27 protein-coding genes, 1 tRNA gene and 2 pseudogenes are annotated in these 21,909 nt (G+C 58.0%); 2 read left to right on the top strand and 28 right to left on the bottom strand.

Features of this window, described 5'->3' with window-relative positions; all coding sequences use genetic code 11:
* Positions 1–26 precede the first annotated feature (26 nt).
* From phoU to DMP17_RS00060, 17 genes and pseudogenes are all read right to left on the bottom strand, one after another.
* Positions 27–716 carry a phosphate signaling complex protein PhoU gene (phoU, locus tag DMP17_RS00135; protein ID WP_337827053.1) on the bottom strand — a complete coding sequence of 230 codons (690 nt, stop codon included), beginning with the start codon at positions 714–716 and terminating at the stop codon, positions 27–29.
* A gap of 13 nt (positions 717–729) precedes the next feature.
* Entirely contained in the window at positions 730–1,518 is a 789-nt protein-coding gene (gene pstB, locus DMP17_RS00130) for a phosphate ABC transporter ATP-binding protein PstB (protein ID WP_337827052.1), read from the bottom strand.
* A gap of 12 nt (positions 1,519–1,530) precedes the next feature.
* On the bottom strand, positions 1,531–2,808 hold the full coding sequence (gene pstA, locus DMP17_RS00125) for a phosphate ABC transporter permease PstA (RefSeq protein ID WP_337827051.1): 1,278 nt from the start codon (positions 2,806–2,808) through the stop codon (positions 1,531–1,533).
* Positions 2,801–4,180, bottom strand: coding sequence for a phosphate ABC transporter permease subunit PstC (gene pstC / locus DMP17_RS00120; protein WP_337827050.1), 1,380 nt, complete (start codon positions 4,178–4,180; stop codon positions 2,801–2,803). Before pstC ends, pstA begins: the two co-directional genes overlap by 8 nt.
* A gap of 46 nt (positions 4,181–4,226) precedes the next feature.
* A complete protein-coding gene (locus DMP17_RS00115) occupies positions 4,227–5,279 on the bottom strand; it encodes a substrate-binding domain-containing protein (protein ID WP_337827049.1) in 1,053 nt (350 codons plus the stop codon).
* 77 nt (positions 5,280–5,356) lie between these two features.
* Entirely contained in the window at positions 5,357–6,541 is a 1,185-nt protein-coding gene (locus DMP17_RS00110; protein ID WP_337827048.1) for a sensor histidine kinase, read from the bottom strand.
* A gap of 147 nt (positions 6,542–6,688) precedes the next feature.
* A complete protein-coding gene (locus tag DMP17_RS00105; RefSeq protein WP_337827047.1) occupies positions 6,689–7,078 on the bottom strand; it encodes a hypothetical protein in 390 nt (129 codons plus the stop codon).
* 25 nt (positions 7,079–7,103) lie between these two features.
* Entirely contained in the window at positions 7,104–7,655 is a 552-nt protein-coding gene (locus tag DMP17_RS00100) for a hypothetical protein (RefSeq protein WP_337827046.1), read from the bottom strand.
* Positions 7,656–7,660: 5 nt separating this feature from the next.
* The gene (locus DMP17_RS00095) at positions 7,661–8,266 is read right to left on the bottom strand and encodes a hypothetical protein (protein WP_337827045.1); all 606 of its coding nucleotides are present in this window, start codon (positions 8,264–8,266) and stop codon (positions 7,661–7,663) included.
* A gap of 129 nt (positions 8,267–8,395) precedes the next feature.
* Positions 8,396–9,307 (bottom strand): hypothetical protein, encoded by a 912-nt coding sequence (locus DMP17_RS00090; RefSeq protein ID WP_337827044.1) that lies wholly within the window; start codon positions 9,305–9,307, stop codon positions 8,396–8,398.
* 163 nt (positions 9,308–9,470) lie between these two features.
* The gene (locus tag DMP17_RS00085) at positions 9,471–10,388 is read right to left on the bottom strand and encodes a hypothetical protein (RefSeq protein ID WP_337827043.1); all 918 of its coding nucleotides are present in this window, start codon (positions 10,386–10,388) and stop codon (positions 9,471–9,473) included.
* A gap of 579 nt (positions 10,389–10,967) precedes the next feature.
* Positions 10,968–12,101: pseudogene (locus DMP17_RS00080) on the bottom strand (CsgG/HfaB family protein); the annotation flags it as partial.
* Positions 12,102–12,306: 205 nt separating this feature from the next.
* Positions 12,307–12,564, bottom strand: coding sequence for a curli assembly protein CsgF (locus DMP17_RS00075; RefSeq protein ID WP_337827042.1), 258 nt, complete (start codon positions 12,562–12,564; stop codon positions 12,307–12,309).
* A gap of 40 nt (positions 12,565–12,604) precedes the next feature.
* Positions 12,605–12,703: pseudogene (locus tag DMP17_RS46335) on the bottom strand (hypothetical protein); the annotation flags it as partial.
* Positions 12,704–13,223: 520 nt separating this feature from the next.
* Positions 13,224–13,298, bottom strand: a tRNA-Val gene (locus tag DMP17_RS00070).
* Between the two features lie 199 nt (positions 13,299–13,497).
* Positions 13,498–14,022, bottom strand: coding sequence for a hypothetical protein (locus DMP17_RS00065; RefSeq protein WP_337827041.1), 525 nt, complete (start codon positions 14,020–14,022; stop codon positions 13,498–13,500).
* Between the two features lie 125 nt (positions 14,023–14,147).
* Complete coding sequence (locus DMP17_RS00060) at positions 14,148–14,321, bottom strand: hypothetical protein (RefSeq protein ID WP_337827040.1); 174 nt, start codon at positions 14,319–14,321, stop codon at positions 14,148–14,150.
* Positions 14,322–14,740: 419 nt separating this feature from the next.
* On the opposite strand from DMP17_RS00060, the gene DMP17_RS00055 reads away from it, so the two are divergent.
* On the top strand, positions 14,741–15,163 hold the full coding sequence (locus tag DMP17_RS00055; RefSeq protein WP_337827039.1) for a hypothetical protein: 423 nt from the start codon (positions 14,741–14,743) through the stop codon (positions 15,161–15,163).
* Positions 15,058–15,351: a thermonuclease family protein gene (locus DMP17_RS46330; RefSeq protein ID WP_443217792.1), complete on the top strand. Its 294-nt coding sequence runs from the start codon at positions 15,058–15,060 to the stop codon at positions 15,349–15,351. The genes DMP17_RS00055 and DMP17_RS46330 overlap by 106 nt, the downstream gene beginning before the upstream one ends.
* 26 nt (positions 15,352–15,377) lie before the next feature.
* Here DMP17_RS46330 and DMP17_RS46325 read toward each other — a convergent pair whose 3' ends face one another.
* The 11 genes from DMP17_RS46325 to DMP17_RS00005 form a co-directional block, all read right to left on the bottom strand.
* Positions 15,378–15,503 carry a hypothetical protein gene (locus DMP17_RS46325; RefSeq protein ID WP_443217791.1) on the bottom strand — a complete coding sequence of 42 codons (126 nt, stop codon included), beginning with the start codon at positions 15,501–15,503 and terminating at the stop codon, positions 15,378–15,380.
* Positions 15,466–16,470, bottom strand: a complete 1,005-nt coding sequence (locus DMP17_RS00050) for an MBL fold metallo-hydrolase (RefSeq protein WP_337827038.1) — start codon at positions 16,468–16,470, stop codon at positions 15,466–15,468. The genes DMP17_RS46325 and DMP17_RS00050 overlap by 38 nt, the downstream gene beginning before the upstream one ends.
* Positions 16,471–16,479: 9 nt before the next feature.
* Positions 16,480–17,148: a DUF1013 domain-containing protein gene (locus DMP17_RS00045; RefSeq protein WP_337827037.1), complete on the bottom strand. Its 669-nt coding sequence runs from the start codon at positions 17,146–17,148 to the stop codon at positions 16,480–16,482.
* 193 nt (positions 17,149–17,341) lie between these two features.
* Positions 17,342–17,677, bottom strand: a complete 336-nt coding sequence (locus DMP17_RS00040) for a glycosyltransferase (RefSeq protein WP_337827036.1) — start codon at positions 17,675–17,677, stop codon at positions 17,342–17,344.
* An 87-nt stretch (positions 17,678–17,764) separates the two neighbouring features.
* Positions 17,765–18,391, bottom strand: a complete 627-nt coding sequence (locus DMP17_RS00035) for a glycosyltransferase (RefSeq protein WP_337827035.1) — start codon at positions 18,389–18,391, stop codon at positions 17,765–17,767.
* 485 nt (positions 18,392–18,876) lie between these two features.
* Positions 18,877–19,812, bottom strand: coding sequence for a UDP-2,3-diacylglucosamine diphosphatase (locus DMP17_RS00030; RefSeq protein WP_337827034.1), 936 nt, complete (start codon positions 19,810–19,812; stop codon positions 18,877–18,879).
* A 107-nt stretch (positions 19,813–19,919) separates the two neighbouring features.
* The gene (locus DMP17_RS00025; protein WP_337827033.1) at positions 19,920–20,282 is read right to left on the bottom strand and encodes a hypothetical protein; all 363 of its coding nucleotides are present in this window, start codon (positions 20,280–20,282) and stop codon (positions 19,920–19,922) included.
* Positions 20,283–20,344: 62 nt separating this feature from the next.
* Positions 20,345–20,740: a hypothetical protein gene (locus DMP17_RS00020; protein ID WP_337827032.1), complete on the bottom strand. Its 396-nt coding sequence runs from the start codon at positions 20,738–20,740 to the stop codon at positions 20,345–20,347.
* 421 nt (positions 20,741–21,161) lie between these two features.
* Complete coding sequence (locus tag DMP17_RS00015) at positions 21,162–21,311, bottom strand: YetF domain-containing protein (RefSeq protein ID WP_337827031.1); 150 nt, start codon at positions 21,309–21,311, stop codon at positions 21,162–21,164.
* Positions 21,304–21,558 (bottom strand): DUF421 domain-containing protein, encoded by a 255-nt coding sequence (locus DMP17_RS00010; protein WP_337827030.1) that lies wholly within the window; start codon positions 21,556–21,558, stop codon positions 21,304–21,306. The genes DMP17_RS00015 and DMP17_RS00010 overlap by 8 nt, the downstream gene beginning before the upstream one ends.
* Positions 21,559–21,642: 84 nt before the next feature.
* On the bottom strand, positions 21,643–21,909 hold a 267-nt coding region (locus DMP17_RS00005; RefSeq protein ID WP_337827029.1), incomplete at its 5' end, for a hypothetical protein.

Here is a 21,909-nt window from a genome sequence, read left to right as displayed (position 1 = left end):
ATATTCAGCTCTTTCGGTTAACACGTTCAATCAGCATTGGAGCGTTCAGGGTCATTGCGATCCGGCAGATAATCGCCGGTCGATGCGAAATAGACCTGTTCGGCAATATTGGTGGCATGGTCGCCAATCCGTTCCAGATTGCGCGCCACGAACAACAGATGCGCCGACGCGCTGATCGTTGCGGGGTTTTCCATCATGTAGGATGTGAGGTTACGGAACAGGCTGTTATAAAAAGCATCAACCTTTTCATCGCGCGCGATAATCGCTTCGGCGGCCTTGGCATCGCGCGCCGCATGGGCGGTCAACACATCGCGCACCATCGCAATTGCAAGGTCCGCCATGGAAGGGAGCAGCGCGAGTGGCTCGAACCGGCGAATATCTTCGATATTGCGCGAGCGTTTGGCGATATTTTTGGCATAATCGCCAATCCGCTCAACGATGCCCGCAATTTTAAGGTCGGCAATCACCTCGCGCAAATCGTCGGCCATCGGCGCGCGCAAGGCGATGATACGCACCGCAAGCTTATCCACCTCATGCTCCAGCGCATCGAGCTTGGTATCATCGGCAATGACTTCGGCGGCGAGCGCAAGGTCGTTGCGTACAAGTGCATCCATCGCGCGGCTGATCGCATATTCGGCAAGGCCGCCCATCTCGGCAATCAGTCCGCGCAGTTTGGTAATATCTTCGTCGAACGCCTTGACGGTATGTTCCTGCATGATCGCCTCTCCCTTAGCCGTAGCGGCCGGTAATATAGTCTTTGGTGCGCTCTTCGCGCGGATTGGTGAAGATATCCGATGTCTGGCCATATTCCACCACTTTCCCCAGATGGAAGAAAGCGGTGCGCTGCGAAACGCGCGCGGCCTGTTGCATCGAGTGGGTGACGATGACGATTGCATAGCGTCCGCGCAATTCGTGGATCAATTCCTCGATCTTGGCGGTCGCAATCGGGTCAAGCGCCGAACAGGGCTCGTCCATGAGGATAACTTCGGGGTCCACCGCAATCGCGCGCGCAATGCACAGACGTTGCTGCTGCCCGCCTGACAAAGCGGTGCCGCTGTCATTCAGACGGTCTTTAACCTCGTCCCACAGGCCGGCCTTGACCAGCGCCGCTTCGACCATGCCCTCCAGCTCGCTCTTGCTATCGGTAAGGCCGTGGATGCGCGGGCCATAAGCGATATTTTCAAAGATGGTTTTGGGGAACGGGTTGGGCTTTTGGAACACCATGCCGACCCGCGCGCGCAATTGCACAACGTCCATGCCGCTTTTGTAAATATCTTCGCCATCCAGTTCGATCTGCCCTTCGACGCGACAGGACGGGATGGTGTCATTCATGCGGTTCAACGACCGCAGGAAGGTCGATTTACCACAGCCCGACGGACCAATGAAAGCGGTCACAAATTCGTTCGGGATGTCAATCGACACCTTATCGATGGCCTGTTTGGGGCCATAGAAGATCGACACGTCACGCGCCGTCATCTTGGGGGCATTGTTGGTCGGGAGAGGGGAAACAGAAGCCATAATGGACGCGCCTTACCAGCGTTGCTCAAATTTGTTGCGGAGATAGATTGCGAGGCCGTTCATGACGAGCAGGAACAGCAGCAACACGATGATGGCCGCCGAGGTGCGCTCGACAAAACCGCGGCTCACTTCATCGGACCAAAGGAAAATCTGCACCGGCAATACGCTCGACGGCGCGGTCAGACTATCGGGCGGCGTCGCGACAAAGGCGCGCATCCCGATCATCAGGAGCGGAGCGGTTTCACCCAGCGCGCGTGCCATGCCGATAATCGTGCCGGTCAAAATACCGGGCAGCGCAAGCGGCAGAACGTGCTGGAACACCACCTGCACCGGACTTGCGCCCATAGCCAGCGCCGCATCGCGGATCGACGGCGGCACCGCCTTGATGGCATTGCGGCCACTGATAACGATGACCGGCATGGTCATCAGCGCAAGCGTCATACCGCCAACGAGCGGCGCTGAACGCGGCAGTCCCATGAAGGTCAGGAATACTGCCAAACCCAACAGACCGAAGATAATCGACGGCACCGCCGCCAGATTGTTGATCGACACTTCAATCAAGTCGGTCCAGCGGTTCTTGGCCGCATATTCTTCCAGATAAACGGCCGCCAGCACCCCCACCGGAAAGGCGAGCAGCAAGGTGACGAGCATCGTCAGGATCGAGCCTTTAAGCGCGCCCCAAATGCCCACTTGCCCCGGATCTGTCGCGTCGGAGCGCGTCAGAAAACCGAGGTCGAAATTGGAGCTGAGCGCGCCTTTCTGTTCAAGCTGCCCGGCCAGAGCGCGCATTTCCTGCGTGCCTTCACCGCGCGTTGCAGCGGCCAGATCGTCGGACACCGACAGGTCAAAGCTGGTTTTTTCGTGAAGCAGCGACGGCTTGGCAATCACCGCATCGCGCACTTCGGTCCAGGCCGATTGCGACAAATGCGCCGCGCCTTCGGGGCCAACCGCCTGCATCGCGGAAATATTGACCGCTTCCTCAAGTCCGGCCGCTGCCAAGGCCTGTGCGGCATCGGGCGAGCGGATCTGGTCTTCCGAAATCGTGAGGCCCAAGGCTTTGAAGTCCATCGGCACAACCATTTCGCTGCGCTGGAAACCGCCAATGCCGTTCGAGGTCATGGTGACAAGCAGGAAGGCAAGGAACAAGGCCGACACAAGGATCGCGCCCAAGCCGAACAGCCGGAACCGGCGCTCTGCCGCATGGCGTTTGCGCCGCCGCGCCGTCATAGCAGGACCGGCCCAATCGGTGGGGATACGCGTATCGTTCACAGGAAGAGCAACCTCATTCATAAGCTTCGCGGAACCTTTTTACGACACGCAGCGCGATGATGTTCAGGATCAGCGTCACGATGAACAGCACCATGCCGAGCGCGAAGGCGGAGAGCGTTGCGGGATGGTCGAAACTCCCCTCGCCCGTCAGCATCGCGACGATCTGGAATGTCACCGTGGTCATGCTGTCAAACGGATTGGCCGATAGATTGGCCGCAGCCCCTGCCGCCATCACGACAATCATGGTTTCGCCGATTGCGCGGCTTATGGCGAGCATCACGCCCGCAACAATGCCGGGGAGCGCGGCGGGAACCAACACTTTGCGGATGGTTTCCGATGTGGTCGCGCCCATTGCGAGCGAGCCGTCGCGCATGGCTTGCGGGACCGCCGCAATACTGTCATCGGCCATCGACGACACGAACGGGATAATCATGATGCCCATCACCAGACCCGCCGCCAAGGCGCTTTCGGTCGAAGGGTTGGACATCCCCATCATCACCGCAAAGTCGCGGATTTTGGGCGCGACGGTAAGCGCGGCGAAATAGCCGTAAACCACGGTCGGAATACCAGCGAGAATTTCGAGCAGCGGCTTCACCCATTTACGCACTTGGGGCGATGCATATTGGGTGAGATAAATGGCGCTCATCAGCCCCAGCGGGATAGCGACAATCATCGCGATAATCGCGCCGATGAAGATGGTGCCCCAAAAGAGCGGGAGCGCACCGAAATCCTTGCCTGCATCCGCCGTCGGCGCGGCCATCGGGTTGGGCGCCCAGTGGGTGCCGAACAGGAAATCTATCGGCGAAACCATCGTAAAGAAGCGACCGGTTTCAAACAGAAGCGAGGCGATGATGCCCACCGTCGTCAGGATCGCGACAAGCGATGCCAACAACAGTGTCATCATCACGACTTTTTCAACCTGCGTGCGCGCCTTGAAATCCGGACGCAGGCGCAAATAGCCGAACGCACCGCCCGCAAAGCCGATAATCAAGGTCACAACCGCGCCGATAATGCCGTAAAAGCGCATCGCTTCGCGGAAAGGCGCGGCAAGCTGGTTGGCGAGCGGATTAAACGCGCCCGCCCCGGTCATCGCGACGCTGCGCGCTTCGGCGAGGATGGCGTTGCGCTCCATATCCATTGCGGGCAGTTGCGCCGCTGCCGGATCGGCTAGCACCGCCTGGAACACCAAGGATTGCGACAGGTTCATCCACACAATCGCAAACACCGCCGCAGGGATGACCGCCCACAATGCCGCATACCAGCCATGATAGGCCGGAAGCGAGTGGACGGCCCCGCGTGCGCCTTTCCGGAACAACCGGGCACGCGAGCGCCCGGCGATCCAGGCCACCAGCCCCAGACCGGCAACCAGCAGGAAAAATATGGCAGGCGACACGCGTTTACCCCTCTAACCGGAATGACATCATCATCGGTTTTGCAGCTTATTTCAGAGCCGAGCCATCCATCGGTTTCATCGACGCAACAATCTCCGCATTGGCTTTGCGCACATCTTCCGGCGAAATCACCATGCCCTGTTTCTTGAGATAGCCGTCCGGTCCCCAAGCCTTGGCATATTCCGCAGCAAATTCCTTAAGGCCCTTGATCGCATTAAGGTGCGCCGCCTTCACATAAATGTAGAGCGGACGCGCGCCGGGATAGGTGAAGTCCGAAATCGTTTCATAGGTCGGCTGCACGCCGTCCATCGGAATCCCTTTGAGCTTGTCCGGATTTTCTTCGAGGAAGGAATAGCCGAAAATGCCGATGGCTTTGGGGTTGGCGACGATCTTCTGGACGATCAAATTGTCATTTTCACCCGATTCTACATAAGCGCCATCGGTGCGCACATCGGTGCAGATTGCTGCGTGCTTATCCTTGTCGCTTTCCTTTAGCGCCTTGGTTGCGGCGTCGGTGTCGCAGCCTTTGGTGAGGATGAGTTCCGCCAGAGCATCGCGCGTGCCGCTGGTTGCGGGCGGGCCATAAACGAGGATCGGAAGGTTCGGCAGCGCCGGGTTCACATCATTCCAATTTTTGGCGGTGTTGGGCTTGCCGAACGGATTGGCCGCAAGCGCCTTATACACATCAACCAGCGTCAGCTTCATCGACGGGCCGCTGCTTGCTTCGGCGAGTGCGATACCGTCCAGACCGACCTGAATTTCCACCACATCCTTGACGCCATTTTTGACGCAATCTTCAAATTCCGATTTTTTGATCTGGCGTGATGCGTTGACCACATCGGGATGGGCGACACCAACGCCTGCGCAGAAAAGCTTCATACCCGCGCCCGTACCGGTCGATTCAATAATCGCCGATTTGATGGTCGGGTCGGTCTTGGTCAGCGCCTCAGCAACGGCTTTGGAAAAAGGAAATACGGTCGACGATCCCACAGCGCGGATCTGGTCACGCGATGCGCCAGCCCCGCCGCTACCGCCGCTGCCACAAGCAGCAAGCGAAACAGAGGCAACCAGTGCGGCAACGATAGTTTTGGAACGAATCATGAGAAGCTCCTGTTGGGCTTGTTTCCAGTAGTGACGCGCCATTGCCGCACTTGTGTGACACTTCCGTGACAAAGCTGTCATAAAGCTTCGTGAAGCGCAGGAAACCGCACAGAAACGCAAGTCCCCTCGTTCACCACACTGGTGATATCCAATGTGCCGCGATGGCGTTCGACAATATGTTTGACGATGGCGAGGCCGAGTCCCGTACCGCCTGCGGCCTGACTGCGGCCCGGATCGGTGCGATAGAAACGACGGGTGAGGTGCGGCAGATGGTCGGGCTCGATGCCCGCGCCCTTGTCCTGCACAATCAGCATGACCGAATCCCCCACCGGCTGCACCGAAACCGTGACCGCCTCGTCCGGCGCTCCATATTTGAGGCCATTATCGACAAGGTTTCGGATAAGCTGGTCAATCTGCGCATGGTCGCCAAGCACAAAGCTGTGCGGAGTTTCAATGTTGAAGCGGATGCGATGGTCGCCATGCACCGCCGCCACATCCTTGGCGATGGCTTGCGCGGTCGAGGACAGGTCGATTTTGTCGGCGGGCACCTGATGCTTTTCCGCTTCGATGCGCGACAGTGACATTAAATCTTCGACCAGCGAGCGCATCCGCTGGGCTTCGCGCAGCACCGTGTCAAGGAAGCGGTTGCGCTTCGCCACGTCCACCCGCCCGTCATCATCGCGCAGGGTTTCGACATAGCCGATAATCGAGGCAAGCGGCGTGCGCAGCTCATGGCTCGCATTGGCGACAAAATCGGTGTGCGCGCGCGAAATATCGGCCTCGCGCGAGCGGTCGGTAAGCTGGATCAGGCGGTAGCGCGCATCAATCGAGCGCACCCGCATTTCAAACAGGCTGCGCGAACTGGTCAGCCCTTGGATGAGCGTTGCCTGCACGCCATTGTCGCGCCCCTGAGGCTCGGCATTGAGCAAGGCGACCGCTGCCGGATGGCGCAGCGCCACGCGCACATCCTGCCCCACTACATGCGCGCCCAGTTCCAGACGCGCGGTTTCATTGGCGGAGACGATGCGGTTCGCGTCCACCAGCAATAAAGGCGCGTCCACTGGCTCCAGAAACGCGGCAGCAATGTCGGTCACATCATGCGTCGGGACATAGGCATCCTGTTCGGTTTCGCCCGACGTGCCGATAAGCCACAGGCTGCCGAACCACAGCAAAAGAATCGCGGCGACCAACCAAAGTTCTGCGCCCGCGACCGCCATGCCGACCGCCGATATTATCGCTATGAAAAAGGGGCCTTTTGGCATCCGTACATCCCTATTCGCCGCTAATACCAATATGTAACGGACATCCGGTTAGCTGTCACCGTAATGTGACAATCCCGTGACACAGGGAAAATAGTGGTGAAAGAGTGCGAAAACAGGGCGTTGACCTACGCCGTCCGGTGCCATTATTCAAAGGCGCAAAGTTTCGGTGCGCCCCGCATCGTCGGTAATTGTGACAGTTCCATGCCATGCGCGCCCGGCGGAAAAGGCATAGCGGCACAAGGTCGCCCCGATTCGGGCGGAAGGTCCGACACGGCCTGCATTGCGGACATTGGATGTGCCGGAAATGACCAGGTCGTAGCGGTAATTCCGCGAGAGCGGACGCGCGACGGTCAGGGTTAATTCGACCATAGAGCCGTGCTGTGTTTTATGCACCGCAAAGGGGCCGATTTCCTTGGCCTCCATGCTTTTTCCGGTCGTATCAGCAGCGGACATTTCGGGAGGGCTGCCTGTGGAATAATCCGCATTTCCGGTTGCCAAGGCGAGTATTAACCCCAAGGGAAATGAAGAGAGGGGCATCATCCTTTCCTTTCCGTCCGCGCACTTAATTGTCCCGCCCCGGCACAATGTCCGGCGGCAGATCGGGCGGCGTTGGCGCAGCGGGTGGTTCCTGCGCGGTAATCATCGCAACGCCATTGGGATATTGGTTCAAAAAGGCGGTGAGCGCGTCCGGCCCGATTTCGCGCGCGATAAGTTCGGGCGTCGGCTGTTGCCCGCGATTGCGGATGACGTGCCAAGCCCGCACCACATCGCCGAACAGGTTGGGCGCGACGGTATCGGGCGAGGTCAGCCCGGTTTCCTGATCCGGATCATCCGACACCGATGCAAGGTCGGGCGGGAGCTGCAAGGTGGTGGCCGCTTCCTTGGACGCGACGGGCCGATGCGGCACCGCTTCCACCTTGGTCGGGGGATGCCGCCCCGGCGGCTGGATTTGTTCGATCATAACGGCTTGGCGGTTGGAGGCGGGCGGCGCTATTTGCGCAACTTGCCCGCCCGGCGCTTGCGCCAGCGCAGCGGGCGATGCCGCCGCTATGACAAACAGCAATGCGCCGATGCGCGCGCACGCGCCACATTCAAATCCATTCCAAGCCGTCATAGCCTTCATCCGCCTCCGCCGCCCGGACCGGTTTGCGTAACGGTCGTGGACGCGCCGCCATTCTGGATGATGCCAAGGATCAAGCCAACCCCGTCTTGCGTCAGGTTGGCCGTGTTGGCATCGCCATTTTGGGTCAAATCCATCTGGTTATCGCCGCCATTTTGCGACAACGCCGCAACATTATCATTGCCATTTTGCGCAAGCGACAGGTAATTTTGCCCGACCGCTGCCTGCTGGGAAATCAGCGCGCGATTGCCTATGCCATTTTGCGATAGCAACGCGACGTTCGAGCCGCCCGCTTCGGCAAATTGGTCGGCGCTCACCATGTTAAAACCGCCCGCTACATCAACCTCGATCCGGTTGAGACCGGAACCGGCCTGCACGGCTTCAACGCTTTGTTCTTCGCCTTGCATCCGCACTGTTGCCTTATGCGCGCCGTCGCGCTGGACGATATTTGCGCGCATCGCATCGCCAATCTGTTCGACCAAAATGGTCGCGCCAGCCGCTTGCGACTGGTCGGTTGCGAGGGTTGATCCGTTGCCGATCTGGCTGATAGTCGCATTGGACGATTGCGCCGCCACCGGGGCCGCAAGCAAAAGCGGTGCGCTCACCAGCAAAGCCTGTATCAGGGATGGAATTCCGGGAGGCCGTTTCATGACAAAGCCCTTTTCGTAAAACGAGAAAATAAAAGAGGAAGGAGCGGATCTGCGGGGAGACAGGCCCGCTCCTTTCCAGCGATATTATTGTGCTACAGTTGCACCGTTAAAGTTGCCCGACTGCGCCACAACCGACAGGTTGTTGTTCGACAATTGGGTAACGAAGGCGGTGTTCACGAGACCGGTCTGATAGACGCCCGACGCATTGCCATTGCCCGATTGGGTAATATCGGCAAAATTGTCGAAGTTGGACTGGAGCAGTTCGGAATAGTTATTGTCGCCCGACTGGTTGACAAAAGCATCCTGGAACACACCGCTTTGCTCGGCATAGCTGTAGTTATTGTCACCCGACTGGCTGACATCCAGCTCCTGCTGATAGCCGCTCTGATAGGCTTCCGAGCCATTGCCATCGCCGCCCTGAAGGATCCAGGCGCGGTGGTCATAATCGGCCTGCATGATGATGCTGTCGTTCAACGCACCGGTTTGTTCGACATAGGCATCGTGCGAGCCGCTATCCATCTGTTCGATATAGCTGCTGTTCCAGAAGGTCGTGTCACCGCTTCCGGCAAGACCTTGCGAAACAACCGCACGGTTATCGTCCGACGACTGGATTATGGTCGACCATTGGCCGTCATCGCGCTGCGTCACGTCCGCATAGTTATCATCCCCCGTCTGTTCGACATAGGACAGGTTGGAAAAGATCGGGAAGGTTTCGCTGTCCTGATCGACATAGGCTTCGTTGCTGTTGCCCGACTGCAAAATGGTCGATTCATTGATCGGTGCGCTGCCCGCACCGTCATCGGCCTGTTTCACATTGGCGATATTGTCATCGCCAGACTGGTCAATGAGCGAATCCCCGCCCGTATTAGCCCCGGTCTGGTCGACTTGCGCCGCGTTGACATTACCCGACTGGTTGACCGTGCTCGTGCTGTTATTGGCAGCAGCAGGGGCTGCAATCGCTATGGCGGCGATGGACGCCAACAGACATTTTTTCATGACATTTCTCCTGTTATGTGCGGCAAAATCCGGCCGCATTTTTGCCCCGCATCCTGTGGTAGAAAGCATCCGGACGATGCGGAAAAATTTCCGGCGCTTTCAGGTTCAGTTCGTGACGAAAGGAGGAGCGGATGGACGGCAAAGCCACCCGCTCCGCCCGTTCTTATTGCGCTACGCTTGCGGTATTGCTGTTCCCGCTCTGCGTAATCGAGGACATATTGTTGTTGGACATCTGGGTGACGGTTGCGGAGTTATCCGCACCCGACTGGTAAACGCCCGAAAAGTTGTTGTTGCCCGACTGGGTGATGTCCGCCCAGTTGTTCCAGTTCGACTGGAACAGCTCGGAATAGTTATTGTCACCCGACTGGTTGATGATCGCATCCTGGAAATCGCCGCTCTGGTCGACATAGGATTCATTGTCATCGCCCGACTGGTTGACATCAACTTCCTGCTGGTAGCCGCTCTGGTACACGGTCGAGATGTTGCGGTTGCCCGATTGCAGCACCCATGCGCGATGGTCTTCGCCCGACTGGCTGATATAGCTGTCATTCAAGCGGCCCGACTGGTCCACATAAGCATCATGCGAACCCATATCGAGCTGTTCGATATAGCTGCTATTTTCGTAGGTCGTGTCACCGCTGCCGGCCACGCCCTGCGACACAACCGCACGGTTATTGTCCGACGGTTGCCAGATGGTGGACGTCTGCCCATCATCGCGCTGCGTCACATCCGCATAGTTGTTGTTACCCGACTGGTCGATCATCGAGCTGTTCATGGTGAAGAAGGGCGATTCACTGCCCTGATCCACATAGGCTTCATTATTGTCACCCGATTGCAGGATGGTGGAATCATTGACAGGCGCGCTGCCCCACACGCCCGCATCATCGACCTGTTTGACATTGGCGATATTATTGTCGCCCGACTGGTCGATGAGCGAATCCCCGCCCATTGTAGCACCGGTCTGGTCGACCTGCGCCGCATTGACATTGCCCGATTGGGTAACAGTGCTGTTGCTGTTATTGGCAGCAGCAGGGGCGGCGATGGCGATAGCTGCGATCGACGCTAACAGATATTTCTTCATGATATTCTCCTGTTTCATAACTTGAGGTGGAAAAGCCCACCGCTCTTCATCATCCGCATCTCGGTTATGAAAGGCCGGCCGATGCGTATTAATCCGGCGCCTTCTGCGACATATTGGACTCCCCGCGATCCCCTTCCGGCCGACGGTACGGAAGTGACCGGAAGGGGCGGCGGCTGATGGTCTAAAAAGACCCGTCAGCCAGCGGGGGTCTGTTGGCCGGTTGGCGCGGGAGGATTTTGAAACCGTCACAGGACGGCAAAAATTCCCCCGATACTGCCCGGCATATTGATGGTCAGGAGAGCGCAGTCATGGTGCGGAACGGTGCAGTGCGGCTTGGCCTTGTCCCTGCGTATCTGGCTTGATTGCCAAGGGCGGAACGCCATGCTATTTTGCCGCTTGCGGATATTTTATCCGTGCCGGTTATGATGTCACAATCCTGATCGGTCCGGCTCACCAACATTTTCTGATGCCAATCACGCGAATGTTGGTGAGCCCTCTTAATCCTTTCCCTTTTTCTATTGCCCTCACTGATTGGCGAGCGGCGTTGCGCCCGTGTTTTCAGGTTCGATCGGTTTGTCCTTACCCGCAGATTGCGCCGCAGGGCGCGCGCCATCGGACGAAGGCGGAACAGCCACCGGCGTTACCGGTGCCGAAGCTTTCCCCCGGCGCGAGCGGCGGGACGAGCGGCGCGACCGGCTTCGGCTGGGAGGCTGCTGGCTGAACCAGTATCGGCTGGGGCTTGGCCACGACCGTCACTTGGGCAGGGCTGGATGCCACAGGTTTTTTCTCGACCGGTATATCAGCTTGCGGTGCGGGTTTCGTAACCGGACCGTTCAATACCACCGCCCGGGGTGTGGCAGCGGGGGCGGAGTGCGCAGGCGCTGCAATCGGTTGCAGCGCCGCAGCAATGGCCACAGGCGCCTGTGTCGGCGGCACCGGCAAGGGTGCAGCTTGCGCCCGCGCGACATTTTTCTGGCACGACGGGCTCCACGGAGCTGTTGGCATAACCACCTTCTCGCCTTTCACGCTGTCGCGTTCGGCAAGATAGGTGCGGATCATGCCTTGGGCATATTCATCGGTGGTATTGAAGCACCACAGATTTTGCACCGCGCCTTCCATGATGAGCGAATGGACCGCTTTTTCAATCGCGTGCTGGAGCGCCAATTCGTCCGGCTCATTATAGGCAAAGCCTGCTTCGGCTTCGAGCAGGTCCTTGAAGGCGACATAGCGGAACGCATCTGCGCCCGCCGAAACCGACGCAATCGTCTTGCGCACGCTCACATTGGCCAGCACCTCGCCGGTCTTGACGCTGACCGCGCGCAGGAACAGGGTGATAGTATCTTCGCGATATTGGGTATGCGCCCCAATCCCCAGAAAACGCGCGCCCACGCCGCCCGATTTGGTATTGCTGTCATAACCGATAATCCCGCCTTCCAGCAGGATGCCTGCAAACAGCAAGGGCGGGAGCGCGTTAGGGTTGACCTTTTTTTCGCCCAGATAATTGGCGCGCATTTCGCGGATCACCGCCCGTTCGCGCAGCACATTGTCGAGCCGTTCGCGCTCGATCACCTGAAACCAGCTCCGTTGCCCCGAATCCTGCAAAGCCTTGATGAGGATCGAGGTCGCCCCTTGCGTCACCGCGCGGGAAAGGGATTGCGTATTTTCGGAACTTTTGAACTGACCGGTCTGGTCGGTAAAGCCATAGACCGCTACCGGAACCCGCTGTCCCCGGCGAAGGGAGCGAGGTTAATTGCTCCAGCGCGGGGGAAGGTTTCAACATCTTGGGCGGTTCCCATACCGCCTGATTATGGGCGGCGCATCCCGCCAAGCTCATCGACGCTGCTCCAAGCAATGCCGTCGCGCATTTCAACATCTGTGGACTATTCATGCCCCCAACTCCCTTTCAGCGCGACCGTGATTATCCGCCGGTGCTGGCTTGCAGCAGCGGAACGACGATTTCTGTAGTGGTGCCATCCGCCAGATTGGTGATGATGAGCGTCACGGAATCGAGGCTCCGGACAAATTCGATCATCTGATCGCCAAAACGGATGGTGCCGGATTCCTGAGCATTGGGGCCGAAGATCAGGTCCGTAATCTGGGTCGCAAGCGATGACAGCAGCCGACTTTGCAAACGTGCGCAAAAATTGTTGCGCCGGGTCCTGGCTGTTGACCGCATTGGGATCTTTATATTTGTTGATGCTGTTCGCAATGCCCAAAAGATGGGCCGAATTAAACGGGTTACCACCAAAGGACGGATTGTTGGGCGTATAAAAACCATATCGGACGCCGCAACGGGCGCAGAGGTCATGACGCATAGCAGGGATAGCAAAATCGCAGGTCGCTTAAACATGTTGATGCCCTCATCAGCAAAGTAACGGGGCGACCCAAAGTTAATTTCTTATTTGCTAGGCTTGTAAAATACGCTTGGGCCTATCGCCTTGTCAACATTGTCGTGTTTACAACTATATAGGATATTGAATTTAATAGTTTATTTCGATAATTTGGGCTGCGTCACAAACATGTTTCGGTTGTAAAAACCGGACAGAAATTTACATTTGAGCACTGTTGAAAATGGCGAGTCGCCCGACGGGATAAGCGCATGATTTTGCACCAAGTAGATATCCTTACCCTTGAGCGGACTACCGTAGCCTATTCTCATACTCACCCAAAAAAATGCGTTCAGCGGCTATAGGCTCTGACCAGATTTTGCGTGCTTGGGGAGAGGCAGGCAGATCAATTGGAGTCTGATCATTTTCTGACCATCACACCACATCAGCACAAGGTCCGCGAGTGTCGGAAAAAGTAAAAGATCAAGGATTTTCGTAAAGGGGGAAATGGTGGGCGATGACAGGCTCGAACTGCCGACCCTCTCGGTGTAAACGAGATGCCTACCAACTGAGCTAATCGCCCATTTCCGTGGAAGCCGCGCAATAGCTAGCATTTTGAAGGGTTGTCAATAGGCTTTTCACCTAAACGAAAAGAACCAATGAGAAACGTTCGTAACTGAGAGTCCCGCAGAATTCCCGAACTTTGTTCACGGAAGGTTCTTACCCCGGCAGCCCTTAATCCGAAAAACTGGTCCGCCCTTTGATGGCAATAAAATAGCGCATCATGCCCGCTGCGGCCTCGTCGGAAAGGCCGATATATACGCGCCGCCCGTCATCGGGATCGGCATGGCGGACGAAACAGCCCTGCATCGGTCATCGTGCGAATCCAGCGCAGCGCGGTGGTTGCAGGGACTGCCGATGCGATACACAGGCTTCGACACCGAAACATTGGCGCCCGAAAGCCGCGCGGCCATGAGGTCGAGCAGCATATCCCAAGCCGGACCGGCAAAGATTTCGGGCGGGAAAAACTGGTCGCGCATCCGGCGGATCCGGATAACCTGCCGCACATCGTCAGCCGTGACACCGGGTGCAGGCGCCGCACTTGCGCCAAAGCCATTGCCCGACAAAGGCGGTTCGGCAACATAGCTGGTTGCCGGGGAGCGCAATTTATTGTCGGGATTGTCCTGCGCGTCGGGAAGCCCGTTCGCATCCGCTCCCCCACGCCGTTCCGCCATTTGCGCGAGTGTTTTCGCAATGCGATTCACTTCTTCGGTGAGCTTATGGATTTTGCGCGGCTTCCGACTCATTCTTGCTGTCATGCAGCGCAAATTTATGGCGCGACCCCATAATGGCAGCGGTTACGGTACGTTCCCTATCGTCTGGTCTGGAAAGTAATGTGACATGGTCGTCATCAAAAGCGGCATAACCTTGATCAAGCGCCGCGCCATGCGCGACCCACACCAGCCGGATGCTCCCCGCGCGCAGTCATCAGTTGCAACCGCGCCACCAAGGCATCGGGTGCCGGATTATCTTCAAGCTCGACCCATACCAGATCGAGCCCGCTGATCCGGTCGAGAACCGCAGCGGCTTTTATCGGGATCAACAATGTTGAGTAGATAGAAGGTTTGCGGCCGGCCCACAAACGTTCCCAACGACTGGCCTCTGGTATCGCCCCTTGTAATGATCACAGTGCGCTCGGCACCGCTATACGCATAATCCAGCGCCGCGCGGTCATCCTCGACCGGAATTTGTCCCTCTTCCCGCATGATCCGTACCTTGGTCCAATAGGTTGCGCGCGATCTTTGCGTCATTTTGCTCTCACCCCAATCTAACTATGGATCGATTACCATATGCTATAGGGCAAAGGAATTCCATCCACAAATAACTGACATTCATGTCAAATATTGAGCGCAAAAATCCTGTCCGATTCCATCCATAATGGATAAGAATAAAGCTTTTTACATTTAGCCTAGCGTTTCCCGTCCAGCTCTTGGCAGCCCGCGCGCGCCGCCTTAAACGTCGCTGATGGAAGCCTATGTCCTCAAATATAAAGTCCGGCGTTTCGTGGCGCGCTTATGGTATTGGACGCGGCAAATCCTGCTGGTGGGCCTGTTGCTCGCCCTGCTCCTTCTGGTCTGGCGCTGGCAGGACCGCACGGCAGAGCATATCCGCTCCCGTCAAGGCGACAGCATCACCGTGGTCGACGGCGACAGCATAGTTTTGCGCCAAGGGTCGGTGCGGCAAACCATCCGCATTTCCGGCATTGATGCCCAGAATATCGCCAATCCTGCACCGATGAAAAAGGCGCAGCATGGGCGTGCGGCAAGGAAGCGCGCACGGCGTTGGAGACAATCATCGCCAATCATGCTTTGCAATGTGTGGTCGCCGCGCGCGATGCCTATCAGCGCGCGGTTGCATCCTGTTCGGTCGAGGGGGTTGCCGACATAGGCCGCGAAATGGTCCGGCGCGGTATGGCGGTATCGGGCGCGGAAACCACTGACAGCCGCTATAATGACGGCGGCCCCTATCTACGCGAAGAGGCCGAAGCGGCGCGGGCCGAGCGCGGAATATGGCGCGGGCCATTCGAACGGCCTGCGGATTGGCGTGTGCGGCATCCGCGCACCGCTGAAAATTAAGCGGTCGAAAATTAAGCAGCCGAAAATTAAGCGACTTGCCACCATGTTACGCCGTCCCGCATGGCGCTGGTGACACGGCCCGCCACTTCCAGATAGCGCAAATGCGCCAGAGCTTCACCGGTTGCAAGCCCGCGATGGCTGTCGCCAATCACGCGGTTGAACAGGATGGGGAAGCAATCCACCGCCGCGCGGCGCTTCGGCGCAATGGACAACAAGCGCATCCAGCCGCTCAAGATGCTCGGTTTTAAGCGCCTTCAACCGCTCATGCGCGCCGCGAAACGGTTCGCCATGCGCAGGCAGCACCAGCACATCTTCGGGCAAAACGCCCAGCAGCTTGTCTATTGACGCCAGCCAATCGCCAAGCGGATTGGCCATCGGCTCACTCGCTCCCAAGGACACGTTCGAGCTGATCTTGGGCAAAATCTGGTCGCCGGAAATGAGGATATTGGCAGCTTCATTATAAAGGCAGGCATGTTCGGGGCTATGGCCCGACCCGACCACCACGCGCCAAGACTGCCCGTCACCCAGCGGCAAAATCTCGCCCTCTTCCATCCGTACATAGCCATGCGGCATATGGTGGATGACGTGGCGCAGTCGGCCCCAGCCTTCTTTAGCGCTTTCGGCAACCTGTTCTTCGGTCCAGCCCGCCGCGCGGCGGAAATCTAGGACCGCCGCAGGCACCGCTTCCTGCACGTCGGCAATCACGAATTTGGCGGTGAGCCATTCCTGCCGCGTCATATGCAGCGGCGCACCGTCGCGTTCGGCAAGCCACCCCATTAATCCGATATGGTCGGGATGCATATGGGTGGCGATCAACCGCGTAACCTTGCGGCCTTCCAGCGGCCCTGCAAACAAAGCCTCCCACGCTGCGCGGCAATCGGGCAGACGGATGCCGCTATCGACGATGGTGAGCGCACCGCTTGGCGCGTCGTCAATCACCCAGCAGTTGATATGACCGAGCGATCCCGGCATCGGGATGCGGACCCAGCCGATCCCGTCTGCAATCGCAATAAGCTCGCCCACCTCTGGCGTGCGGGCACCCCAAGGATAGGTTAGCCCCCGATCTTCGGTTTCCAGAAAACCGTCATCGCCGGTGAGCGAAGCGTCGGGGGAGCGCATGGCAGGCGATTAAACGTCGTGGCCGGGTGCCCGGAACGGGTCGGCTTCGGCAGCAAGTGCCTCGTCTGCCGCCTTGGCCGCCGCTTCACGCTCGGCGCGCAATTCTTCGATGAGCGCTTCGCGGTCCCCGGCAAGACGCGCATCGGTCGGCGCTTCAAGCCCCGCCTTTTTCGCGGCCTTCGCAACCACAGCGTCCAGTTCGCGCTGCGAGGTCAGGCCCAGCGTTACCGGATCTTTCGGCACGATGTTGGCGATGTTCCAGTGGCTGCGCTCGCGGATCGCGGTGATCGTGTTGCGGGTCGTGCCGATAAGCTTGCCGATCGCGCCATCCGAAATTTCGGGATGGTTGCGGATCAGCCAGGCAATGCCGTCGGGCTTATCCTGACGCTTGGAAACCGGCGTATAGCGCGGGCCTTTGGTGCGACGGACCTGCTCCGGTCCCTTCGACATTTTGAGACGATAATCGGAGTCCGCCTGACCCTTTTCGATTTCTTCCATCGTCAGTTCTTGCGCGCGCACAGGGTCGCGGCCGGTATGTTTGGTGCCCGCGGTTTCGTCCGCAATCGCCTGCACTTCAAGGATATGAAGGCCGCAGAATTCGGCGATTTGTTCAAAAGAAAGCGCAGTATTGTCAACCAGCCAGGTGGCGGTCGCATGGGGCATGAGCGGTTGAGACATGGTCTCTTCTCCGTAAGAATAAAATAAAAGGGCCGCCCCACGCGGGAGCGGCCTGTAGAGCGCAGTTCGTAGCGCCTTTAAAGGGGTTACGCAAGCGAAAGGCTGGGGATGGGGGCTAGCGCTTCCAGAAATTGTTCGGCGCTGGCCCTCCAGCTAAAGTTGCGGGCATGGGCGATGCACGCCGCGGGATCGATCAAAAGCGCGAATTCCAGCGATTTTTCGAGGTCGTTGTGCAACGCTTTTGTGAGGGGCCGAGGACGTCGGTGGGGCCGGTGACGGGGTAGGCCGCAACGGGGACACCGCTCGCCAAAGCTTCGACCATGACAAGCCCGAATGTGTCTGTTAAACTTGGAAATACAAAGACTTGTGCGCTGCGGTAGGCGGCGGCAAGTTCTTCTCCGGACAATGCGCCAAGGAACAACACATCGGGGTAGCGGGCTTCGAGAGCGGCGCGCGCGGGGCCGTCGCCTACTACCAATTTAATACCAATTTTCGGGAGCTTCAAAAAAGCCTCGATATTTTTCTCCACCGCGACGCGCCCCGACATAGAGCTGCACGGGGTAAGCGGCGGTTTCGGGGGGCGACGCGGGGGTCAATTGCGGGGCCAATTCTTCGCCTACCTGCTCGCCCTCCCCGGCCCGTGCCGCAATCGCGCCGCCAGTACCGCCGGATGCTTGGGACCATCGGGGCGGAACAGCGTCATATCGACGCCGCGACCCCAATGGGCGAGATGGGTAATGCCTTGCGCGCGCAATTCTTCGCGGATCTGCGGGGTCGAAGCGAGGACCGCCTGCGCAGGCCCATGAAACCAGCGGATATAGGGCCAGATTGCGCGCGCGGGCAAACCGGTGCGCTTGGCGACATAGTCGGGAAATTGGGTGTGATAGGCGGTGGTGAACGGCACGCGGTTCACCAGACACCAGCGCCGCGCGGCAAGGCATAACGGCCCTTCGGTCGACAAATGGATGGCGTCAGGCTGGAACGCCTTGATCCGCTCCCCGACCGTCTTGGGCCGCGTCATGGCGAGCCGGATTTCCGGATAAGTCGGGCACGGCATCGAGCGATACTGGTCGGGCGTAATCATGCCGACCGTGTGCCCCATCGCCACCAGCTCCGCGCGCACCGCCTGAAGCGTGCGCACCACGCCATTCACCTGCGGCTCCCATGCGTCGGAGACGATGAGGATGCGCATTGGCCGGTCGTGGGGGGAAATTGTGGATGAAGCTTTATTGAGCAAAGTCATGAGGACGTCCTTCGACTTTCAGTGCGATAAACCCACCCTCCGTCATTGCGAGGAGGCAAAGCCGACGAAGCAATCCAGTGTTGCGCGCCTTGGCTCTGGATTGCCGCGCCGCTCCGCGGCTCGCAATGACGAGGGGGGATGTGTGGAGGTGAGACGCATGGAGACGTGGGATATAAATGCCCCTTCCCCTCTCCCCTTGTGGGCGTGTTTTGGGGATGAGGGCCGAAATTGCCCCCGGCAATTTCTAAACCATGCGGGGCGTGGTTTACCCTTAGCGCCAAACACGGGATGCGCAGACTTAACGAACGAAGTGAGTTTAGTTGGAGCTGGGTGAGGGGTAAGCGAGCCGCAGGCTCGCGCGATTGCAATGGCAATCGCCCACCCTCTTCCAAGTCCGGCTAGGCGCATTCGCGCCAAGCCTCCCTATCCTTCTCCCACAAGGGGAGACGGGGGTGCCTGCGATGCGCTGGCTTATAATCGCCGCCTCACGCCGCCGTTGCGACCGAAACATCTTGTCCGGCCTGCTCGGCGGCGCGCGTTTCTTCGGCTTTGCGTTTCGCCATTTCTTCGGGCCAGTGGAGGATTTCCATGCGGCCATCTTCATGTTCGACCAAGGCGGTGCAGCCTTCGACCCAATCGCCGTCATTATAATAAGCAACGCCCGATATATCGCGCATTTCGGCGGTGTGGATATGCCCGCACACCACGCCATCGACGCCGCGTTGGCCCGCCGCTTTGGCGACCAATTCTTCGAACTGGCCGATAAATTCGACCGCGTTTTTGACCTTATGCTTGGCGATTTTGGAGAGCGACCAATAAGGCAAATTCATCCAGCGCCGCACACGGTTGATGACGACATTAAGCCGCATCAGCGCGGTGTAGGCCGCGTCGCCGACAAAGGCGAGCCAGCGGTGCGCGAGCATCACCGCGTCAAATTCATCGCCATGCAGCACCAGCAAGCGCCGCCCGTCGGCGGTATCATGCACCGCATGATGGCGGATTTCGACGCCGCCAAAATCCATCCCGCAAAAGGGCCGCAACATCTCGTCATGATTGCCGGGAATATAGACGACCCGCTCGCCGCGCTTGGCCCGTTTCAGCACGCGCCACACCACATCATTATGGCTAGCGGGCCAATAATGTCTCTTTTTGAGCCGCCAGCCGTCAATAATGTCGCCGACCAGATAGAGCGTTTCGCAATCGACATGGTCGAGGAAGTCGATCAGCAGTTCGGCATTGCAACCGCGCGTGCCGAGATGGATATCCGAAATGAAGATGGTGCGGTATCGGAGCCGCTTTTCCGGAATAACCTCCGGAATCCGGAAAGGCGGAAAGCCCGCGCCATCCGCGTCCCAACCCTTCACCGCCGCGCCCTTATCGAACGCCAACCGCATCAAACCGTCCATACTCACCCCGCTCATGCCCATGCTTCAGCGTATGCGGCGGCCTATGGCAGGCTATTGTTACAGTTTGGGGTGGGGGCGCGCCAACGCAGACTTTCGCTGCCCGGTCTGCAACAAGGATTTTTTCAATCCTCCACTCTGGAAACAGCAAAATATTTGCCCGCACATTGGGCATCCCGTCCGTTTTGACGCTCAACATCTTGAGAGGATATTACGCCGCCACTTAACCGGACTGTTTGACCAACCACAGCAACCCCGCGATTGTTCGGCATAATGATACGAACAGCAACAGGGTCTTGAGCAATAGTCGAGCCAACCGGCCACACAGGCGCAATCATTCCGCCATTATGACTGAGGAATATACATCCGTCTTGTACGATCAATGTCCCTTGCACCCCAGCAGTCAGCAACACATCAGGCCTGTTTTTAGGTGTGTCAAAAGGGTTGGTAAGTAGATTAATCGACGCCTTTGAGCCCTGCACGGGCATTGTGGTGCAACCCGACACCAAGACGCACAAACTGAAAAAGGCTGTCGTCAGTATATGTCTCATTATGCAGTGCCTTCCCCGCTGATGATTGCTGCTTTTGACGGGCAAGAGGAAGAAATTATGCTTGCGGTGTCATAATCCCCCTCCCCGCCTTTAACCGTTACTTCTGTACCCAATACCCACCTTGTTCCGTCAGGAAGGGCAAGTGTATCAGGCCCCACAAAGCGCGTAGCGCGCGGCATCACTGCACGGAAAACACCCTCATATGTTTCAAACACCAAGCAATCACCCTGCACCTGAAACCGCCCTTTTATAATGGTATCAGGAGCCGGATAATTTGGTTCGGTAACACGCTGGATAAATATTTGGGATTTTCGTGTATCTGAGCGTTCCGGCATGAACTGACAGGATGCCAGCATAAGCGGTATCATTAATATCAGGCCGGCATTGAACTGCATTATATTCCGGCCTCCCTAGCCATTAGATTACGATTGTGAGCCGGTCGGGTTCCTGTGCCGTGTAACTGTGTCGCGCGCAGGGCGCGCAGATCAACGTTGTCCGCATCCTGAACGGCGCATAATTTCTGACAATATATGGGAATAAGCGACGTTTGAACCGCTACATTATGTGGCGTTTTGCGCCAACCATCCTAAGGGCGCGCGCAACCCTTGCCTTATATGACGAAACGCATCCGAAATACGCTTATGCTCAATATCAGCCATCACTGTGCGCCTTGGTGGGAGGGCCATTTTGGATAAGGCGTCGGCTGTCTAACGGTGGTAATAATAGAGTTTGGCGGCGGAGTCATTTTTGGGTGAGCGCGTCGGTGTGCCTCATTCTCGTCAATTTTCTATTTTTCTAGGCGGCATCTACACCTTCTCACGTCACGGTGGGATCATGACCGGCATTTAGTTCATCCCCATCCTTGCGGATGAAGCTGATCGGGCCTTGGGGTTCGATGATGGCATAGGCGATCTGGTCGATGCGGCTGATGCCTGCGAGGCGCATCTGGGATTCGACCTCAGCCACGGTGGACGCGGTCGCGTTTCAGATTTTCTTTCAATAATTGCCCGTTACGGACGATGACTTGCGGGGTGCCGTCGAGCAATTTTTCGGCGCGGCGGGATTTGAATGTGATCCAGCTCAGCGCACTCGCCAGAAATGCGAAGGTCGCAATTGCGAGCAGGCCGCCGGTGAGGCTGGTGTCGCTATGGGTGACCGCCTGTTGTGCGAGATCGCCCAACACCATCAGCGTAACCAGTTCAAAGGGCGTCAATTGCGCCAGCTCTCTTTTTGCCCATCAAGCGGATGACGCAATAAAGGATGGCAAACATCACGCCCGCGCGCAGGACAATATCCATCAGGGCAATATCCGGACTGAAAGAGGCAGGGCGACAAGGTGCGCGTCGCCATCATAAAGGCTGATGCGTCCTTCATTCGTGCCGACAAGCGGCGGGTTATTCTGTCCGTCAATATGAAGCGTTACGCTTTGCCCCGCTTCAAGGGGCGCGAGCGTAAATGCCCATCCTTCCGGCTCTACCGTCTCTTCGGACGGGGCGGGAATGAAGGAATTGATTGTCGTGTCTTGCCACAAAGTTTCGGAAATTTTGACCACTGGCCGCGCGAT

The organism is Pseudonocardia sp. TMWB2A (assembly GCF_017312135.1).
The sequence above is the reverse complement of the archived record's forward strand: the minus strand, read 5'-3'. Positions and strand labels throughout refer to the sequence as shown.

Excerpts from the sequence above, each read along its gene's own strand:
- phoU (WP_337827053.1), bottom strand. The coding sequence starts at position 716 with ATGCAGGAACATACCGTCAAGGCGTTCGACGAAGATATTACCAAACTG.
- pstB (WP_337827052.1), bottom strand. The coding sequence starts at position 1,518 with ATGGCTTCTGTTTCCCCTCTCCCGACCAACAATGCCCCCAAGATGACG.
- pstA (WP_337827051.1), bottom strand. The coding sequence starts at position 2,808 with ATGAATGAGGTTGCTCTTCCTGTGAACGATACGCGTATCCCCACCGAT.
- DMP17_RS00115 (WP_337827049.1), bottom strand. The coding sequence starts at position 5,279 with ATGATTCGTTCCAAAACTATCGTTGCCGCACTGGTTGCCTCTGTTTCG.
- DMP17_RS00110 (WP_337827048.1), bottom strand. The coding sequence starts at position 6,541 with ATGCCAAAAGGCCCCTTTTTCATAGCGATAATATCGGCGGTCGGCATG.
- DMP17_RS00105 (WP_337827047.1), bottom strand. The coding sequence starts at position 7,078 with ATGCCCCTCTCTTCATTTCCCTTGGGGTTAATACTCGCCTTGGCAACC.
- DMP17_RS00100 (WP_337827046.1), bottom strand. The coding sequence starts at position 7,655 with ATGACGGCTTGGAATGGATTTGAATGTGGCGCGTGCGCGCGCATCGGC.
- DMP17_RS00090 (WP_337827044.1), bottom strand. The coding sequence starts at position 9,307 with ATGAAAAAATGTCTGTTGGCGTCCATCGCCGCCATAGCGATTGCAGCC.
- DMP17_RS00085 (WP_337827043.1), bottom strand. The coding sequence starts at position 10,388 with ATGAAGAAATATCTGTTAGCGTCGATCGCAGCTATCGCCATCGCCGCC.
- DMP17_RS00075 (WP_337827042.1), bottom strand. The coding sequence starts at position 12,564 with ATGCGGTCAACAGCCAGGACCCGGCGCAACAATTTTTGCGCACGTTTG.
- DMP17_RS00065 (WP_337827041.1), bottom strand. The coding sequence starts at position 14,022 with ATGAGTCGGAAGCCGCGCAAAATCCATAAGCTCACCGAAGAAGTGAAT.
- DMP17_RS00055 (WP_337827039.1), top strand. The coding sequence starts at position 14,741 with ATGGAAGCCTATGTCCTCAAATATAAAGTCCGGCGTTTCGTGGCGCGC.
- DMP17_RS00050 (WP_337827038.1), bottom strand. The coding sequence starts at position 16,470 with ATGCGCTCCCCCGACGCTTCGCTCACCGGCGATGACGGTTTTCTGGAA.
- DMP17_RS00045 (WP_337827037.1), bottom strand. The coding sequence starts at position 17,148 with ATGTCTCAACCGCTCATGCCCCATGCGACCGCCACCTGGCTGGTTGAC.
- DMP17_RS00035 (WP_337827035.1), bottom strand. The coding sequence starts at position 18,391 with ATGACTTTGCTCAATAAAGCTTCATCCACAATTTCCCCCCACGACCGG.
- DMP17_RS00030 (WP_337827034.1), bottom strand. The coding sequence starts at position 19,812 with ATGAGCGGGGTGAGTATGGACGGTTTGATGCGGTTGGCGTTCGATAAG.
- DMP17_RS00025 (WP_337827033.1), bottom strand. The coding sequence starts at position 20,282 with ATGCCCGTGCAGGGCTCAAAGGCGTCGATTAATCTACTTACCAACCCT.
- DMP17_RS00020 (WP_337827032.1), bottom strand. The coding sequence starts at position 20,740 with ATGCAGTTCAATGCCGGCCTGATATTAATGATACCGCTTATGCTGGCA.